This is a genomic window from Dyadobacter soli (assembly GCF_900101885.1).
GTDB classification, from domain to species: domain Bacteria; phylum Bacteroidota; class Bacteroidia; order Cytophagales; family Spirosomataceae; genus Dyadobacter; species Dyadobacter soli.
The window spans coordinates 133859-150884 of record NZ_FNAN01000008.1 but is presented as its reverse complement, the minus strand read 5'-3'; the positions used below and the strand labels follow the sequence as shown (position 1 = coordinate 150884).

The 17026-nt window shown below is 50.8% G+C and carries 9 protein-coding genes; 7 read left to right on the top strand and 2 right to left on the bottom strand.

Annotated features, from left to right (window positions below; genetic code table 11):
* Positions 1 to 165: 165 nt before the first annotated feature.
* Together BLQ88_RS14315 and BLQ88_RS14310 are read left to right on the top strand one after the other, a co-directional pair.
* Positions 166 to 2856: an MGH1-like glycoside hydrolase domain-containing protein gene (locus BLQ88_RS14315; RefSeq protein ID WP_090151031.1), complete on the top strand. Its 2691-nt coding sequence runs from the start codon at positions 166 to 168 to the stop codon at positions 2854 to 2856.
* Between the two features lie 52 nt (positions 2857 to 2908).
* Positions 2909 to 4672 carry a phospho-sugar mutase gene (locus BLQ88_RS14310; RefSeq protein WP_090151029.1) on the top strand — a complete coding sequence of 588 codons (1764 nt, stop codon included), beginning with the start codon at positions 2909 to 2911 and terminating at the stop codon, positions 4670 to 4672.
* A gap of 59 nt (positions 4673 to 4731) precedes the next feature.
* On the opposite strand, the gene BLQ88_RS14305 is transcribed toward BLQ88_RS14310, so the two are convergent.
* The gene (locus tag BLQ88_RS14305) at positions 4732 to 6486 is read right to left on the bottom strand and encodes a M56 family metallopeptidase (RefSeq protein ID WP_090151026.1); all 1755 of its coding nucleotides are present in this window, start codon (positions 6484 to 6486) and stop codon (positions 4732 to 4734) included.
* 32 nt (positions 6487 to 6518) lie between these two features.
* Positions 6519 to 6887 carry a BlaI/MecI/CopY family transcriptional regulator gene (locus BLQ88_RS14300; RefSeq protein WP_090151023.1) on the bottom strand — a complete coding sequence of 123 codons (369 nt, stop codon included), beginning with the start codon at positions 6885 to 6887 and terminating at the stop codon, positions 6519 to 6521.
* Positions 6888 to 7108: 221 nt separating this feature from the next.
* Here BLQ88_RS14300 and BLQ88_RS14295 point away from each other — a divergent pair, with 221 nt between their 5' ends.
* The 5 genes from BLQ88_RS14295 (at position 7109) to BLQ88_RS14275 (ending at position 16981) form a co-directional block, all read left to right on the top strand.
* Positions 7109 to 10228, top strand: a complete 3120-nt coding sequence (locus BLQ88_RS14295) for a SusC/RagA family TonB-linked outer membrane protein (protein ID WP_090151020.1) — start codon at positions 7109 to 7111, stop codon at positions 10226 to 10228.
* Between the two features lie 5 nt (positions 10229 to 10233).
* Positions 10234 to 11652 carry a SusD/RagB family nutrient-binding outer membrane lipoprotein gene (locus BLQ88_RS14290; protein WP_090151017.1) on the top strand — a complete coding sequence of 473 codons (1419 nt, stop codon included), beginning with the start codon at positions 10234 to 10236 and terminating at the stop codon, positions 11650 to 11652.
* Between the two features lie 22 nt (positions 11653 to 11674).
* Positions 11675 to 12151: a hypothetical protein gene (locus tag BLQ88_RS14285; protein ID WP_090151014.1), complete on the top strand. Its 477-nt coding sequence runs from the start codon at positions 11675 to 11677 to the stop codon at positions 12149 to 12151.
* A 156-nt stretch (positions 12152 to 12307) separates the two neighbouring features.
* Entirely contained in the window at positions 12308 to 13396 is a 1089-nt protein-coding gene (locus BLQ88_RS14280; RefSeq protein WP_229212695.1) for a carboxypeptidase-like regulatory domain-containing protein, read from the top strand.
* Positions 13397 to 13747: 351 nt separating this feature from the next.
* Positions 13748 to 16981, top strand: coding sequence for a SusC/RagA family TonB-linked outer membrane protein (locus BLQ88_RS14275; protein ID WP_090151011.1), 3234 nt, complete (start codon positions 13748 to 13750; stop codon positions 16979 to 16981).
* Positions 16982 to 17026: the final 45 nt, after the last annotated feature.

Genomic DNA, 17026 nt, shown 5'->3' with positions numbered 1-17026 from the left:
GTGGCTCATTATGAGTGGTTTATGCATAATTTTGCAGCCGCTGATAACCACCTGCCGGTTTGTTAAATTTTTTCAATTTTCTGCCGGTTTCTGGTGTTTTTGAAAACCGGTTTTCTAAATTGGGTAATTATTGAAATTCATTCCTTTCGAAAAATTGACGGATTAATGGCACAAGGAGCTGAAAAAGTAAGGTTAAGTCTTCAAAAGGAAAACAAAGGATGGAAGAAATGGGGGCCGTACCTGTCGGAGCGCCAATGGGGCACGGTAAGGGAGGATTATAGCGGGAACGGCGACGCCTGGAACTATATTACCCATGAAATGGCCCTCTCCAAAGCATATCGCTGGGGCGAAGACGGAATCGGTGGTTTTTCTGATAACAAGCAACATATATGTCTCTCATTCGGGTTTTGGAACCATAAGGACAAAATACTGAAAGAGCGGATTTTTGGATTGACCAACCGGGAGTCGAATCACGGCGAGGATGTGAAGGAGATGTATTATTACCTCGATAGCACGCCCACGCATTCCTACACCAAAATGCTGTACAAATACCCGCAGCAGCTATTTCCTTATGACAAGCTGCGTCAGGAAAACCAGCGACGTGGCAAACAGGATCCGGAATACGAGATCATGGACACGGGTGTGTTCGATAACGACGAATATTTCGACATTTTCATCGAGCACGCCAAGGCCGATGAGGAGGATATTATGATGAAGGTAACGGTGTTTAACCGTGGCAAGGAAGAAGCGCCGATTACCGTATTGCCGCAAATCATGTTCCGCAACACCTGGTCGTGGGGGTACGAAGCATTCAACTACAAGCCGATCATGAACGGTATTTCTAACCGGTTGATCGAAGTAACGCACCGCAAACACGGGAAATACAACCTTTACCTCGACGGTGCGGATGAATTGCTCTTCTGCGAGAACGAAACCAATTTCAAAAAGCTCTACGGTACGGCCAATAATACGGCCTATCCGAAGGACGGTATCAATGATTATATTGTCAGCGGACAGAAATCGAATACCGTCAATCCGAACAATATCGGTACCAAAGCGGCTGCCCGTTTTACCAAAACCATTAAAGGCGGCGAGAGTTTTACATTTCGTTTACGGTTTGTAAACCATTCGATTTCGGAGCCATTCGGCGGTTTTGAAGATCTTTTCAACAAGAGAATCCGCGAAGCCGACGAGTTCTACGACGATTTGCAGCGCGACGTAGCGGATAGCGATCTACGCTCGATCCAGCGCCAATCGTACGCCGGGATGCTTTGGAGCAAGCAGTTCTACTATTATAATGTATATGAATGGTTGAAAGGCGATCCCGCGCAACCGGGGCCGAACCAGGGCCGGAAATGGGGCCGTAACTCAGGCTGGAAGCATTTGTACGCGGCGAATATCATTTCAATGCCCGACAAATGGGAGTACCCGTGGTTTGCCGCCTGGGATTTAGCTTTCCATTGCGTGCCGCTCGCCCGTGTGGATGCCGATTTTGCCAAAAGACAACTCGAAATCCTCCTGCGCGAGTACTATATGCACCCGAACGGGCAGATACCCGCGTACGAGTGGAACTTCTCCGACGTAAATCCGCCCGTACACGGCTGGGCGACCTGGAAAGTGTACGAAATCGATCGTGAGCAGAACAACGGGGTAGGGGATATTGAATTTTTAGAAAAGATATTCCATAAACTGCTGCTCAACTTCACCTGGTGGGTAAACCAGAAGGACGATACCGGTAACAACATATTCAGCGGCGGCTTCCTAGGGCTCGATAACATCGGGGTATTCGACCGGTCGACGCCTATGCCGTTCGGCGGAAAGCTGCAACAGGCCGATGCGACGGGCTGGATGGCGATGTACACGCTGAATATGCTCCGCATTTCGGTAGAGATCGCGCTGGTGCATGGCGTTTACCAGGATATGGCTTCCAAATTCTTTGAACACTTCCTGCACATTGCGGGTGCGATGGAGTCGATTGGAGGTAAAAATTCGTCGATCAGCCTTTGGGACGAGGAAGACCAGTTCTATTACGACGTAATCCACATTCCGAATGGCCAGAGCATTCTTTTGAAAGTCCGTTCGATCGTAGGTTTGATACCGCTTTTTGCCGTGGAAATTCTTGATCCTCAAAATCTTGACAAGCTACCGGTTTTCAAACGGCGTGTGGAATGGGTATTGGCGAACCGTCCCGACCTGGCGCGGCTGATCTCCCGCTGGTTTGAATCCGGCAAAGGGGAAAACAGGCTGCTATCGATCCTGCGCGGCCACCGGATGAAAATGATCATGAAACGGATGCTCGACGAGAGCGAATTCCTGTCGGATTACGGCGTGCGGGCATTGTCCAAATACCACGAGGAAAATCCTTACAAGTTTTATATCAATGGCGAGGTTTTGCAGGTAGATTACACGCCTGCCGAGGCATTGACCGACATCATGGGTGGTAACTCCAACTGGCGGGGCCCGATCTGGTTCCCGCTCAATTACCTCATTTTCGACTCATTGATGAAGTTCCACACCTACTACGGCGAGGATTTCATGATCGAATACCCGACCAATTCCGGCAACCTCACGACGATCAAAGAAGCAGCATTGGCCATTGCCTGCCGCCTGATCGACATTTTCAAGAAGGATTCGGAAGGAAGGCGCGCGGTGTACGGTCAGGATGAGAAAATGCAGAAAGACCCTAATTTCAACGATCACGTTCTTTTTTACGAATATTTCCACGGCGATAATGGCCGCGGCTGCGGGGCAAGCCACCAAACGGGCTGGACAGGCCTCGTTGCGGAGCTGATCCACAAAACAGCCAAGGAGCAATATTCGGCGATCGAGAAGGAACCGGTGGAAATCGATAAATAGGACGGCACACAAATCTTTTAATACTCTCAATTAATTCTATTTAAAACTGATTATGACTGCAAAATTGGAACCGAATGTGATGACCAAAGTGAGCAGCTGGCTCAACGGTGATTATGATATCGATACGAAACAATCCATTCAACAACTGATCGATGAAGGCAACGATACTGAACTGACGGATGCATTTTATAAAGACCTCGAATTCGGAACAGGTGGTTTGAGGGGGCTGATTGGCATCGGTTCCAACCGCATGAACCGTTACACTGTGGGTACCGCGACGCAAGGTTTGGCCAATTACCTCAACCAGGCATTCCCGAACGAGGAAAAAAGTGTTGCGGTGGCTTACGACAGCCGCATCAAATCGGACGAGTTTGCGAAAATCATCGCCGATATCTTTTCGGCTAACGGCATTTCGGTATACCTTTTCGAAGGTCTGCGCCCTACGCCCGAGCTTTCATTCGCGATCCGTTTGCTGGGTTGCAAAAGCGGGGTAGTGGTAACTGCTTCGCACAACCCGAAAGAATATAACGGCTACAAGGCCTACTGGAATGATGGTTCACAAGTGGTGGCGCCGCACGATACCAACATTATCAATGAAGTCAATGCGATCACGTCGATCGACCAGGTGAAATTTGACGGCGATGCCTCGAAAATTACTAAAATCGGTACGGAAGTGGACGAGAAATATATCAACCACATCCTTTCACTTTCGATTTCGAAAGGTGCATTGGAGCGCCAGAAGGACCTCAAAATCGTTTACACGCCCTTGCACGGAACCGGTGTGACATTGGTGCCGCAGTTGCTCGCGAAAATGGGTTTCGAAGCGGTGACGATGATCGAAGAACAGGCAGAACCGAAAGGCAACGGCCAGTTTCCGACGGTAGTTTACCCAAACCCGGAAGAGAGCGAGGCCATGTCCAAAGCCGTTGAAAAGGCGAAGGAAATCGATGCGGACCTGGTAATGGGTACCGACCCGGATTCCGACCGCGTAGGTATCGCGGTGAAAAACCACCACGGCGAAATCCAGCTCCTGAACGGTAACCAGACCGCCAGCGTGCTCATTTACTATCTCCTGAATGCCTGGAAAGACGCCGGCAAACTGACAGGAACCCAGTTCGTTTGTAAAACCATCGTTACCACCGACCTGATCGACAAGATGGCGGCAGCTTACGATGTGAAATGCTACAACACGCTCACCGGCTTCAAATACATTGCCCAGGTAATCCGCGAGAAGGAAGGCCAGGAGCAATTTATCGGCGGCGGTGAGGAAAGTTATGGTTACCTCATCGGCGATGCCGTGCGCGACAAGGACGCGATCGCTTCCTGCGCGATGATCGCCGAGTTGACGGCTTATGCCAAAGACAAAGGCCTGAGCCTGTTCGACATGCTGATGGAAATTTACAAACAGTTCGGTTTCTATTACGAAGGGCTGATCTCGCTGACCAAAAAGGGCAAATCGGGTGCTGACGAAATCCAGCAAATGATGGCGGATTTCCGCGCTAACCCGCCGAAAACCATCGCAGGATCGCCGGTAGTGCGCATGGACGATTACAAAGCATTGACCACGACCGATTTCAAAACCAATGCAACGACGTCAATCCCGTCAGGCGAAATGGGTATCGAATCGTCGAATGTGCTCCAATTCTTCACCGAAGACGGCACGAAATTCACCTGCCGCCCGTCCGGTACCGAGCCGAAAATCAAGTTCTACGTGGGCGTACGCGCTGCGCTGGAAAAGAACGAGGATTTCGACAGCGTTTACGCTTCGTTGAAAGACAAAGTGAAAGCGATCGGCGAGGAGCTGAATTTGAAATAGTACCTTATTAATGGGGTAGATAAAATACGAAGGCGGCTCGAATGGGCCGCCTTCTGTCTTTATTCGGTATAAACGACGATGTATTTCCGCCTGGCATTGTCTTCCAGCAGCGTCACCCGCTCGATCTTTGAAAACGGAACTTCATTTAGTTCGATAAATGTGGATGGCTTTGTATTCAGGTAGAAGGTTGCGTTTTTGTGGTATTCTGATATCCGCAACGTATTTTCAGCCGATTTGCCAAAGCCATTCTTGTTGTAAAAAGTTTCGGCCGACGGCCCCGTGAGAAGTTGGCGCGTAAATGTGGTTGCGGTATGACCTCCCAGGCCCTTGCCAAGCTTGTATTCGAAATAGGCTACTTCATTCTTTTTCGCGATTGCAACGGCCTGCTGGTAATCCTGCTCCATTGTCTTGCTGAGCGGATCGGGAGGAAGTTGCCCCATTCCAATTCCCTGCCCGGATATATATCCCGAGTAACCTTTCATAGGGGCAAATTCAGCTTCGCCATGTTCTTCTCCCGTTCCGGAACCATTTTTTGCGTCGATGCGAACGGATACGTCGGTAATGTATTTTTGTAATGGATCGAATTGCAGTTGATTGATCTGAAACTCCTGTCCGAACTTTTGAACTTCCGCCCTGAGTGCATTGATATCCTCCCAGTTCATCATCGGCGTGATAGCCCAATACAAAGTTTGATTTACGATCAGCACGCCTTTTACTTTGAGCTGTGCACTTTGAATAGTATCAGACGCTTCACCGGCAAGTTGCGCGTGTAACGGAACCGGGCTGACTTCCTCTTTTGCTACGGTACTCGTAACCGAATCTTCGGCCGTTTCTGCTGGGGCGATCACTTCTCCGATCAGCGGTTTCACAATCGGCCTGATCACCTCCGGCGCCAGCTCCACAATTTCCTCGCGATACGGCGCCACGAATGCGGATGAAACATAGATCAATGCCAATACGGCCACATATTTGCCCCAAACCAGGTAATGCGAAGGTTTCCGGTTCATCATCTTAATGCGCTTTTTGAGTAATGACTGGGCAAATGAATTGGTAAGCGGCAGCTTATGTGCGTGCATGACTGCATTAAGCAGGTTGTATTGATATTGTTTTTTCTCAAAACCATTGTCCAGCACGGCGCGGTCGGCGAGGTATTCGAGGTTTTCCTGTACCAGTTTTTGATGAATCCATGCAAATGGGTTGAACCACAAACAAATACGCTGTATTTCAGCCAGCAAAAGGTCCGCGCTGTGCCACTGCCGCGCATGCTCCGTCTCGTGCGCGATGATATTGCGCAATTCGTTGCCGGAATGTTTCGATAGGTCCAGAACAATCCATTTAAAGAAAGAGAAAGGCGAAGCGCCGGCCACATGTAGGATGGAAGCACCGCCCGGGTACTTTTCTTTGCAGCCTTTTGCAACGATAATTAACAGTCGCCCCATTTGGAATAGCAAGAAAACAGCCATTAATAACATGCCCGAGAGGTAAATGGCATTGATCCAATCGGCTGCTGTCATTTGACGCATTGCCGTTTCCGCCGTTGCTGTGACCGATTGCGATTGAATGGTGGTGATCGGCTCAGCGAGTATCGGCAGCTTTCCTACCACTTTCGGTATGCTATGGTGAAATTCTGTTTGCATTTCCAATGGTCCCCAGCTGGGAAGGCTGATCAATGGTAATGTCCACGAAGCCAATGCGTTGAGCCATAGCAGCACGCGGTTCAGTTTAGAGAATGTTTCAAACTGGATTAGCCAGCGGTACGCCAGGGTGAGCACAGCAAGCACCAGGCTGACTTTCATAAGGTAAGGGATCAGCATAAGTCGGCGGATTAATGTGGTACATCAAAACTCTACGCTCCTTCTTCGATCATCCGGATAATCTCGCGCAGATCGTCCGGCGTCACTTTTTCCTGCTTCGCGAAATAGGCCACGAGGTCTTTGTAAGAATCGTTGAAATAGCCTCCAACGACCTTGCCCAGCACAAACTGGTTCTGGTAATCCTCTTGCTTCACGACCGGGAAATATTCATACGTATTGCCGAACTGCCGGTGCGATACATAACCCTTTTCTTCCAGATTCCGGATGATGGTCGAAACGGTGTTGTAATGAAGCTTCGGTTCGGTGAAAACCGGAAGCATGTCTTTCACAAATGCGGCGCCCAGCTTCCATAGCACCTGCATGACTTCTTCCTCCTTGTTGGTCAGCTTTTCAAGTTCCATGTCGTAAATATTGAAACTATTTTTATAGTTAACAAACTATTTTTCTAGTGAAGATATTTTTTCAATAAAAATTTGAAAAGAATAATGTACAACACACACTTGAAATCGTGCCGCAGGCTAATCGATATGTTACTCTTTGTTGTCTTGATGAAACTTAAAGTGATACTTTTTAAAGAATGGATAGTAACTTACAAGTATCATGTAACGTCACCTAACTAATTATGATGGAAAAACTACTTCACAACAACTTGAAGTTGCTGTGCCTGCTGATCGCATTATGCTGTAATTTGGTGCAGGCACAAAACGCGTCGGTGACCGGGAGAGTCACGGACAAGGGCGGGGTAGAGATACCCGGTGTCAGCGTGAGCGTCAAAGGAACTTCGCAGGGGACTTCCACCAACGAAAAGGGAGAATACTCCTTACAGGCTGGGCAGGGAGCCGTATTAGTATTCAGTTTTATCGGTTTCAAAAAGCAGGAGGTTGCATTGGGCAGCCAACGGGCGAATGTAAATGTGCGAATGGAAGCGGATGTATCCATGCTCGACGAGGTGGTAGTGACCGCTCTCGGGCAGACGCAGGAAAAGCGGGCGATCGGCTATTCGGTGCAGTCGGTTCGGGCCGATGAAATCAAAGAATCGGGTAATCCGAATATGGTTGCCGCATTGCAGGGCAAGATTGCCGGTGCGGTGATCACGGGCTCGGGCGGCGCGCCGGGTGCGGGGGTGAATATCATCCTCCGGGGCATTACCTCGCTCAGCGGAAGCGCCGACAACCAGCCGCTCTTTGTGATCGACGGCATTATCATCAGTAATGCCACCACGGCGGGGAGCCCGCTGCCGAGCGCAGGCTCCGCTTCACCAGGCGCGGCCGAGCAATTTGCCAACACCAACCGCGCTGCGGATATTAACCCCGACGATGTCGAAAGTATTTCGGTACTCAAAGGTCCGGCGGCGACGGCACTTTACGGGCTGCGCGCTTCCAATGGCGCCATTATCATCACCACCAAGCGTGGAAAATCGGGTAAGCTGAATGTTTCGGTATCGCTGTCGGGCGGGGTGGACGTACTCGGCAAGTCACCCAACATTCAAACACGCTTCCTGCAAGGGCGTTTCGGGGAGTTTATTTCGCCTACGGAAGTGCGCCAGCGGACGCCCTACCAGTCGTTCGGGCCGTCGGTCATCGGTAACACCACCGACCGCATTTACGATAATTTCCGGGGATTTTATCAGACAGGCTTCCGTACCAACAACAGCATTACATTGACCAAGGGAAGCGAGAAGGGCAACATTTACGTCTCCGCGGCGCACAATTACCAGCAGGGCATTGTACCGGCTACGCATTTCGAAAGAACTTCCGCGAAAATTGCCGGTACCTATAATTTCACCAAACGCTTCTCGGCGTCAGGCTCATTCAACTACATCCGCTCCGATGGGAAACGCCCGCCTGCCGGTGATAAATCGATATTCAGCGCATTGTCCTACTGGCCGAATACCTACGACGTAAACGATTACCTGAATGCCGACGGATCTTACAAAAACCTGCTGCCGGGCTTTACGGATAACCCGGTTTACCTCGTCAAAAAGAGTCCGCGCGTCGATGCCGTGAACCGCTACATCGCCGACATAACATTGAATTACAACATTACCGACTGGCTCTCGGCCAAGTACCAGGTCACCATGGATGCATTCAACGAGCATCGGAAGCGGCAGGTTGACAGTACTTTCGATGTGGGTACGGCGGTGAAGGGCTTTTTAATCGAAGAAAATATCAACTACCGCGAAATCAACTCCAACTTATATGTAACGGCCACGAAGCAGCTCAACGAAAACTGGAACGGCTCGCTGATGGTCGGCAATTCGGTGGTGGGCAGCAAGCGGCCGGATAGCTACTATGAACGCGGAGAAGGCTGGAAAGCGCCGTTCACCGACGAGATCGCCAGCTACCGGAACCAGCAAAAGCGCTTCTACTCACCGCTCGAATACCGGATCGTGAGCTTTTTCGCGGATGCCAAGCTGAGTTACAAGGACGTGCTTTACCTGAATGCGACCGGCCGGAACGATATTGTTTCCACGCTGCCGACGGCCAATAACTCGTTCTTTTACCCCTCATTCAGCGCCGGTTACATTTTTACCGAAAATCTCCCAAAAAACAATATCCTCAGCTACGGAAAGCTTCGCGCCTCGTGGGCGCAGGTGGGCAAGGGTACAGACCCGTACGTGATAGGCGTGTATTACGAGCTCGCCGACAACTTTCCGTTCGGAAATACGGTGCCGGGCTACATTCGCCGATCCACCACCGCTGCGGACAACCTCCGGCCCGAGCGTACCACTTCCATTGAATTCGGTACCGAACTGCGGTTTTTCAGGAACAGGCTGATGCTCGATGCGACTTATTTCACAATGGACAGCAAGGACCAGATCGTCCGTGCGCCGGTTTCGAATGTGTCGGGATATTCATTTTATTATACCAATATCGGTTTGATCCGTAACAAGGGCGTCGAATTGCTGGCGACTTTCAAGCCGGTGGCGACGGCCCGCTTTACATGGGATATGTCATTGAATTTCACAAAAATGTCGGGTAAGGTAATCGAAATGCCGGATGAGCTCGAAGAAATTTCCTATTTCGATAATGGCAGCCGCGGTGTGCTGAAAGTGCGGGAAGGCAGCAAACTCGGCGAGCTCTGGGGACTCGACTACCTGCGCGCGCCGGACGGCCAGTTGCTCATTCAGTCGAATGGCTTCCCGCTCACCAGCCAGGTAACCGTGCCCTGGGGCAATGCATTGCCCGACTGGACCGCCGGCCTTACCAACTCATTCAACTACCGGGGAATAGGCCTTTCCTTTCTGCTCGAATGGCGGCAGGGCGGCGACGTGGTCGATCTCGGTGAACGAAATGCATTTCGTGCGGGGTCGATCGCGATTACCGAGAGGCGCTACGAGCGGGTGGTATTCAAGGGGGTAGTAGAGCAAAAAGGCGCCGATAACTCGGTGACCTATGTGCCCAATACCAAGTCGGTGGTGCTGGATGATGCATTCTACAACCCGTCGACGGCGCGGTACATGGGCAATTCAGCCCAGTTCAATATCCAGGACGGCTCCTGGTTCCGGCTTCGGACGGTGGGCCTTTCGTACGCTATTCCGAAAGCGGCATTGGCCAAATCGGTGTTCAAGGGCGGTGTTCGGTTCAACTTTACGGGTACCAACCTGTTTCTGAATACGCCTTTCCGCGGGTACGATCCGGAAGCGCTCACATTCGGCTCCGGGACCAATATCATCGGTTTTGTAGGACGGAACAATCCGGCTACGCGCAGTTTCCAGTTGGGGGTTAATGTCAATTTCTAGAAAACATGAAAAATTTCAGATACATATTCAAAATACTGCCGTTGCTGGGCTTGCTGCTGACGGCCTGCGACAAGTTCCTGGATGTCAACACCGATGAAACTCTCAAAGGCGACGCTACCATGCAGGAGCTCCTGCCGACTGCGCAATTCTACACCGGCGAGGCGAGTTTCCAGCAGGCATTTGTGGCTTGCCAGTACGCGCAGCAGCTCGGGAGCGCACTGGGTGCCAACGGTATCGATACCTATGCCGAGACGGACAACACATTAGGCTGGTCGAACCTCTATCTTTATGCATTGCCGCAGCTCAATGAGATTATCAAAAAAGGGCAGGAGGAAGGCTCACCCGCGTATGTGGGGATTGCCAAAGTGCTGACGGCCTACAACCTCGGCATCGCAACCGTCAGTTGGGAGAACGTGCCGTACAGCGAGGCTGACAAAAAGAACTTCTCGCCCGCGTACGACACGCAGGAGCAGATTTATACAACTATTAACAAGCTGCTGGATGAGGCCGTGACCGAGCTCGGCGGCAACACAGGTACCAAGCCCGGCCAGGACGATCTCATCTACCAGGGCGATCTCGCCAAATGGACCCGGCTGGCGCATTCGCTGCGCGCCCGCTACGCCTGGCATGGCTCGGTACGCAATCCCCAGCAAGCCGCGCAAACCGTGTTGGCGGCATTAGATAAAGGAATGAAGGGTAATGAGGATGATTTTCAATTGCAATACAATTCCAAAAACCTGAGCCCGTGGTACAGCAAAGTGGCAATCCCGAATACGACCGGCAACCTTTCAGTCACATTCACCAATACGGTCGTGGATCTTTTCAATGGCACCACGCAGGGCATTACCGACCCGCGTTTGACGAAAGTGATCGGGTTGAAGAACAATCAAACGGTATACTCGGGAGTTATTCCGGGCTCAGGCAGCGGTTCCACGGTCGACCTGAATAGCAAGGCCTGGCATTCGACCATTAATTCTCCGCTGGTGATGATGACCTACTCGGAACTGAAAGGCATCGAGGCGGAAGCCCGGTTGGCCCAGCAGGGTAATGCGGGTACGTCGGCGGCCGGGTATGCGGCCTATCAGGAAATGATCGCGGCCAATATGAAGAAGGTGGGCGTGGAGCAATCGGATATCGATCAGTTTTTGAAAGATCCGAAGGTAAACGTAGGCGCTGCCAAACTGACGGCAAAGCAGATTGTGACCGAGAAGTTTAAATCGATGCTGCTGATCGGCGATGTCTGGACGGACATCCGCAAATACGATTACTTCGACTTCCCGATGCCTGCAAACGTGAACCCCGATTTGCAGGGCCAGCGCATTCAGCGCATGAAATATCCCGATACGGAGATTACACGCAATTCCAAAACCGTGCTGGCCAACCAGAAAGACCCGGAAGTAAAAATGTGGCTGATCACTAAATAGGCATTCCATTAACTGAAACAATATGAAACTGATCCTGAAATATATCATTGCCTGCCTGGCGGCCCCGCTGCTGCTCACTAGTTGCTACGAAGAGCCCGATTTGTTTGAAGAGCTGCTCGTCAGCGATGGCAAAGTGGCGCAGATAGCCGTGGTGTGGCTGGGCGATGCGAAGGTTTACAATGCGGCAGGAGTACTGCAAACCACCACGACTGTCGATTCACTCAGTACTGTGAATGTGAATATCGAATATACCTCGGAAGTGGCTGTGAAAGAGTTTAAGGTGTACTCGGCACCCACAGCAACCGGCACGCAGACGCTGCTGGCTACCGTGCCCGCGGGCGTTCAGAAATACGACGCCGAGCTTCGCAACTATGTCATGAAAGTGCCGGTTACGGCGCCCAAAGGCAAGAATGAGACGGTTACGATTTTTGCGGAAGTGATTGCTGAAAATGCATTCGCCTCGTCGCAAAAGACCGCTACATTGAAAACGAAGCCGTAGGGAAGTACAAGGGATATGCAACGTACACCGGGTATTTCGGGTACCAGTTCAAAGTTTACAAACTCCTGATTTATCTTTGAGGTTTAAAGCTTTGAACATTCGATGCGCCCGGTCCTGAATTGCATATCCCTTACCCGTTACTTGCTGATATTGGTCATGATTACCCTCGTGTGTACACGCACGTACGCGCAGCAGGCAGGGACTGTGACGCTTACCGGCAAGGTTACCGATGAGAAAACCGGTAAACCGCTGCCTTTTGCCAATGTTTTTATCAATAATTCAACCATAGGAACGAATTCCGACGAAAACGGTAACTATCGTTTGCCCAATCTGGCAGTCGGGAACCTTGAACTGGTGGTGTCGTTCCTCGGCTATGAAACGGTGAAGCAAACGCTCCGTTTCGAGCAGCCGGGCACGAAAACCGTAGTTTTCAAACTGCGGGAAGGCCAGGAGCTAAAAGGTGTGACTATTGTAGCGAAAAAGAACAAAAAGCGGGAAAAGCATTTGAAAATCATTATCCGTGAGCTGCTTGGAAAAGGTAAATTCAGCAAGTTGTGCAAAGTGCTGAACCCGGAAGCACTGCGGATTTCGGAAGACGACGACGGGCACCTTGGGGCACAAACTGTCAAGCCGCTGATCATCGAAAACTATGCATTGGGCTACCGCATTCACCAGGACCTGGACGACTTCGATTATTTCAATGGAAAGGTCTACTATGGCGGCGCCACGCGGTTCGAGCTGCTCGTACCTAAAGACGATGCGCAACGCAAACTGTGGCGGGCTAACCAAAAGGAAGCCTACAAAGGCTCGCTCAAACATTTGCTGACAAGCATGGTAGCCGACAGCTTGCAGGAACAGGGCTTCAAAGTTTTCCAGGTGATTCCCGATTCGCTCCGCATTTTCAAATCGGTGAGGAGCGTGAATGGGTACAATACGATTGCTAATCACGTGCACAACCGGATAGAGCCTGTACGTGGAATGCGCCTGGTGCGCCCCGGCGAGTTGCCTACCGAGCGGCTGGTGGTTTCGCTTACACAGCTGGAAGTATTCAATATGAACAGGCACGGCCGGTCGCCGTATGCCGATATGCCCTACGCTTACACCCAGATCACATTTCCGCAAGGCTACATGGTCACGACGCCGCAAGGCTGGGTAGTGATGCCGATGGGTTTTGAAATCGCCGGCGACCTCGGCAACGACCGTTTTTCCAGCCTTCTCCCCGCCGACTGGAAACGCGACGAGTGACTTCGGTTCTCATTGCGTATAGTCATTCCCGTAGCTTCTGCCTGGCGAACTCATTTCTTTGTGAGTTAATGCATTCACACAAGTAAAAGCATGGTTGCTTCTTGCATTGTTGTAACCGTTAAATAATTAATATAGGATAATATTGTACAATATTGAGCACTTTAATCGATTAAGGTGATTTTTGCTGTCAAAGACAATATGTAACCAATAGTGATTTCTAGTGACACTATTTTATCCATTTTTAGTACTATTCTGTCAAAAAATAAAATCATATACTTTATATGTATAATTATTTGCTCAAATAGTGATAAATTTGATATGCCTAATAAAATATTAACCTAACTAGAAAAAATGAAAATAATCTACAAGAATCCCCGGTGGGATTGCCTCACTTTCCTCCTGCTTTTTTTAACAATTTTCTCAGCTATTGCACAGGATCGGAGGGTGACTGGCGTTGTAACAGATCCCGCTGGCACAGGAATTCCCGGAGCTACCATTCTGATAAAAGGTACGCAGATCGGGTCGAATACAGATGCGGAAGGGCGTTTTGCAGTGAATGTCAGATCAGACAATGATGTGCTTATCATCAGCTTTGTCGGCTACAAGACGAGGGAGATCACCGTGGGAAACCAATCGGTGCTCGATGTGAAAATGGAAGACGACGTAGCGGCATTGGAAGAAGTGGTGGTGACCGGTTATACGACCGACAAACGCCGTGAAACTTCCGGGTCGGTAGCGCTCGTAAAAGCGAAAGACCTTACCGCGGTTCCATCCGGAAACGTGGAGCAGCAATTGCAGGGACGCGTGGCGGGTGTGACGGTGATCACGAATGGCCAGCCCGGTACCAACAGCCAGATACGTGTGCGCGGATTCGGTTCTTTCGAGGCAAATGAGCCCTTGTATATTGTGGACGGGGTGCCTGTGGGTTCCACGGACTTCCTCAATCCCGACGATATCGACCAGACCACCGTGTTGAAGGATGCTGCCGCAGCATCTATCTATGGAGCGCGGGCCGCAGCGGGCGTGGTCGTTTATACAACCAAGAAAGGTACCCGTAACAGGAAGCTGAGCGTTACCTACGATGGTCTGGTCGGTTTTACGACCCCTGGCGACGGCCAGAAAATGATGAACCCGACGGATTTTGCCGACTGGACCTGGAATGCATTCCGCAATTCGGGCTGGAAACCGGGCGACAAAAACTGGACGCACCCCCAATTCGGCACTGGCGCAACGCCCGTGATCCCCGACTACCTGATGGTGGGCGGAACGTATGGGGTGACAGGTAATGTCGATCTGGCGGCAGAACGCAAAAAATACAACGTTGATCCTACGGCAGGAACGGTTTATCAGGTGGTGAGAGCAAACCGTGCCGGTACCGACTGGTACGACGCGATCACGAGAACGGCGCCGGTTACCCGGCATTCACTGGGCTTCTCGGGCGGCGGTGAAAACGGCCGCTACTTTGTGGGATTGGGTTTGCAGGATCAACAGGGTATTCTGTTAAGCAATAGTTTCAAACGCTACACTTTCCGGGTGAATACGGAATTTAATATCCTGAAAAACCTGAGATTCGGGGAAAACATCCAGGGTACTTACCGCCAGGTGCTGGGTATTGGTGGATTGAATAACGGCCAGGGCGTAGCGAATGACGAAAACGACATTCTCAGCGCATTCCGGATGCCTTCGATTATCCCGGTTTACGACGAGTTTGGCGGCTATGCGGGAACGGCGGCAAAAGGTTTCAACAACCCGAGAAACCCGGTAGCTACCCGGGACGGTTTGAAAAACAACAATGCATTCAATGCCAACGGCTTTGGTAATGTTTACCTGGAATTCGATCCGATCCAAAACCTGACATTGCGGTCGAGCCTCGGGGGGCAGTATAACAACTATACTTACTGGGGCTATTCACGCCGGCAGTACGAGAACTCCGAAAACAACTCGGCAGTAGGTTACAGCGAAGGTTCGGGCTATCGTTTTGCGTGGACATTGACCAATACTGCACAGTATCGCAAGACATTCGGGCTGCACAATGTGGACGTGCTGATCGGCCAGGAAGCATTGAATACCGGTAAAAGCCGCGATTTGCAGGCATCCGGTCTGAACCCGTTCTCGAACGACATTAATTATGTGAACATGTCGAACGTGTCGTCGAAAGTGACCAACAGCCAGCTCGATAACGGCGTGACTTTCTACTCGCTGTTCGGCCGTTTGAACTACATATTCAATGACCGGTATATCGTTTCCGGGGTGTTGCGCCGCGATGGTTCGTCACGCTTCGGTGCTGCGAATCGTTACGGGGTCTTCCCGGCGGTGTCGGTGGCCTGGCGGGTTACTTCGGAGAACTTCATGAAAGGTGTTACGTTCCTGAGCGACCTGAAAATCCGCGGAGGTTACGGTACAATGGGTAACTCCAACGCCGTTCGTCCCGACAACCAGTACAGCCTTTACTCGGCGGGTATCGGAACATCGGCCTACGACATTACCGGCTCCAATACCAGCGCTGCCGAAGGTTACTACCGCAGCAAACTCGGCAATGCCGATGCCAAATGGGAGACCAGTGTAACGAAAAACATCGGTTTTGACGCGACATTCTTCAATGGCAAACTGGACCTGATCCTCGATTTGTGGCAGAAAGATTCCAAAGACCTGCTGTTCCAGAAAGGTATACCTGCCGTGGTAGGCTCGGGCGCGACGCCCCCGTACGTGAATGCGGGAACGATCACCAACAAGGGTATCGATTTCCAGGTCATTACCAAAGGCAAAGCCGGCAGCAAACTCGGCTATGAACTGAACGTGACGGGTAGCGTCCTCAAAAACGAAATCGGAGATCTGGGCGGCGACAAATACCTGTCGGGTATCAACCCTGGTTACCGCGGACTGCAACCGATCCGTAACCAGCTCGGTTATTCGCTTTCTGCATTCTATGGTTACAATGTGACGGGCCTGTTCCAGACCCAGGAAGAAGTGGACCGCGCGCCCGCGCAGGATGGTAAAGGCATTGGCCGCTTCCGTTACGAGGATATCAATGGTGATAACCTCATCAATGCCGATGACCGTAAGTATCTCGGCAGCCCGGTTCCGAAATTCACAGGCGGTTTGAACCTGAAACTGACGTACCTGAATTTCGAGCTGGAAACTTATATGTACACTTCGGTGGGCAACAAGATTTTCAATGCTTCGAAATGGTTCACCGACTTCTATCCTTCATTTGCCGGCGCAGCCATCAGCGAAAGGGTGAAAGACTCCTGGTCGCCTTCGAACACCGGTGCTACCATCCCCATTTTTGAAAGCGCTTCCAATTTCAGTACCAATACGCAAGCCAATTCATTTTATGTGGAAAACGGCAATTATGTAAGAATGCAGAATATTTCATTGGGCTATAACCTGCCCAAGGTTTTGCTGGCCAAACTGAAAATGCAGAAACTGAGATTCTACGCCTCAGCCAACAACATTTTCACGATCTCCAAATACCAGGGTCTCGACCCCGGCGTAGGCGGTAATGCGGACACGCAATTCGGGATCGATGTAGGTAACTATCCTGTCACAAGAAGCTGGGTTTTCGGTGTAAACCTCGGTTTTTAGTCAACAAACAGGCAGTTTCTACATTGAATGAATCATTAATATTCT